This window comes from Kribbella antibiotica, assembly GCF_004349055.1.
GTDB lineage: Bacteria > Actinomycetota > Actinomycetes > Propionibacteriales > Kribbellaceae > Kribbella > Kribbella antibiotica.
The window spans coordinates 1-2,066 of record NZ_SMKX01000289.1 but is presented as its reverse complement, the minus strand read 5'-3'; the positions used below and the strand labels follow the sequence as shown (position 1 = coordinate 2,066).

3 protein-coding genes are annotated in these 2,066 nt (G+C 65.2%); all 3 read right to left on the bottom strand.

What is annotated here, in order from left to right:
- Positions 1 to 337: 337 nt before the first annotated feature.
- The 3 genes from E1263_RS42235 to E1263_RS42225 are packed head-to-tail and all read right to left on the bottom strand — an operon-like array spanning position 338 to position 1,825.
- On the bottom strand, positions 338 to 655 hold the full coding sequence (locus E1263_RS42235) for a hypothetical protein (RefSeq protein ID WP_132178088.1): 318 nt from the start codon (positions 653 to 655) through the stop codon (positions 338 to 340).
- Positions 656 to 692: 37 nt separating this feature from the next.
- A complete protein-coding gene (locus E1263_RS42230; protein WP_132178086.1) occupies positions 693 to 1,004 on the bottom strand; it encodes a hypothetical protein in 312 nt (103 codons plus the stop codon).
- Positions 1,001 to 1,825, bottom strand: a complete 825-nt coding sequence (locus E1263_RS42225) for a hypothetical protein (protein ID WP_132178084.1) — start codon at positions 1,823 to 1,825, stop codon at positions 1,001 to 1,003. The genes E1263_RS42230 and E1263_RS42225 overlap by 4 nt, the downstream gene beginning before the upstream one ends.
- Positions 1,826 to 2,066 lie beyond the last annotated feature (241 nt).

Below are 2,066 nucleotides of genomic sequence, written 5' to 3'. Positions count from 1 at the left end.
ACGCCAGCACCTCACCTTTCCCCCCACCACCAGCGCGGCCCCGCTAGTAGCCCACCTGGCCGCGAACTACCCCCTAGCCGACCTGACCATCGCCGAACCCACCATCGAATCCATCATCACCCAGCTCTACACCCCCACGGCCTGACCCGCGGACGCCCCACACTGACCAACCACCTGTACGACGCTCCTCGGCCTGCCCGCTGAGCGCGGCACGGTGGTCGCGGCCGAGGTTGATCAGTGCCGGCGGTCAGCCTTTGTGGAACCAGATGGGCAGCCCACGCCCATAAGCGACCACAAACACGCGAACCCGACCCATCCGGTGATTCGAAGCAGGCCGTCAGGCGAGGTCAGCCACCATCGAGGCGAACACGACCTCGGGGTCCATGGCGTTTGTGTCGTCCAGCCAGCCTAGGACCGAATCCGGCTTCTGCTCGGCGTCGACGAGGCCGACGCCGTCGGCGATCAGTCGCTTGGCCTCGGCAATCCCGATGTCGGCGTACTGCGCGAGACCGGCACCGAAGTAGTCCTCGCTGATCCCCGCGTTGTGGTGAAACCTGCCGGTGTTCCCGACGTAGGTCCAGATATCCAGGTCGTTGATCAGGGCAGCGACCCAGACCTTGCGATCCCCCTGAGTGACCAGCAGTAACCGTGTCATCGCGGCTAGCCGTCCTTTTCCGTGAGTCGAGCGGTGGTCAGCGTAGGTCCGCGACCACGCTGGCGAACACCTGCTCGGGGGCCAGGGCCGCTGGGTCGGATCGCCAGTCGGTCAGGTGATCCGCCATGACCTCGCCGTCAAGCGGCTGGAGCCCGCTTTCGATCAGAGCTTTGGCGCGGGTAACCGTGATCTGCTCGTACTGCAGTTCCCGCTCCATGAAGAAGTCGTCCCGCAGACCGTCGTTGCGATGAAACGTCCCGAGGTCGGGGACGAAGCTGTACACCTCATCCCCAAGGGCAGCCGCTACCCAGAGAAACCGCTCCCCGTCCTTGACGATGTACAAGCTCACAGCTCTCGTCCCTTCTTGGCATTTCTGATCTCCTCGATGGGCCGCACTGCGGGCCGCCCGCCGTCCGGTGCGGGGACGGGCAGCGCGCGCTGCGACTCTCGGCCAAGACCATAGCCCGCGACTCGCACCGGGCAGCCTCCGAGTTCCGTCAGTTCGGCGAGTCCCGGCGGCGTTTTCAAGGTCTCGGTCAGGCGTACGGCTTCGAGGCGGGCCTGATCACGGATCACGGGCGACAGGTTCCGGTCACGGGCGATTTCGTACGGCCGGGTGGTTCCCTCCTTCACCGCGAGCGACGTCCGGGAGTGCAACTGAATCTCGATCCGCCGGCCGCGGGGATCGAGCGTGGTGACGTGAAGACCTTTGTATCGGCTGCCGTCGACGTACGAGTTGCGCACCGCGGTCAGCTCCCATCCGCACTGCAGCAGATGCTCAGCGGCGCGCTGCGCGGCGTCGACCAAGCGATCGTGAAGTGCGGCGGCAACGGTGTACCGCTGAGCGTCCTCGACCACCGGCGCCGCCTGCCGCTTCCCGGTCTGACTCTTGATCTTGCGGGCCAACGAGTGTGGCGATTTGATCCGGTGCTTCAACTGATAGAGCTCGACGCCAGAGCCCGCCAACGCCACCATCTCCGCCGTGGCGGCGGCATCGCGCCAGCCGATACCAGCCAGCAACTCGAGAGCCCGTCGAGTGGCAAGTGTTCCGGACTCGGCAACGATCGCAGCTTTGTCGGGCAGCGGAGAGCCCCAGTCCAGGGGGTGATGCTGCCGAAACCGCTCATACAACTCGGCCGGCTCCGGTAGGTCCTCCAGACCTGTGTGCATCGGTCCCCCTGCATTTTGTCCTCCTTCGACGGTAGGGAATTCAGTGGCGGCTGTGGGGTGGAATCCCGGATCTGTGGATAACTCGGAGGCGTTACGAAGGGTGGGGTGGGGGTGACTTGGGAGTAGCAGGGTCGTTGAAAGTTGGGTTGGGACCCAACCGGAGTGGGATTCGAGGGGTAGAACAGGTATGCCGACGTTGACGGGTGACGCCTTGATGGTGGTGGTGGGGCCGCCGGGGGAT

Bases quoted from the DNA above. Each gene is read 5' to 3' on its own strand.
- E1263_RS42225 (WP_132178084.1), bottom strand. From the start codon at position 1,825: ATGCACACAGGTCTGGAGGACCTACCGGAGCCGGCCGAGTTGTATGAG.
- E1263_RS42235 (WP_132178088.1), bottom strand. From the start codon at position 655: ATGACACGGTTACTGCTGGTCACTCAGGGGGATCGCAAGGTCTGGGTC.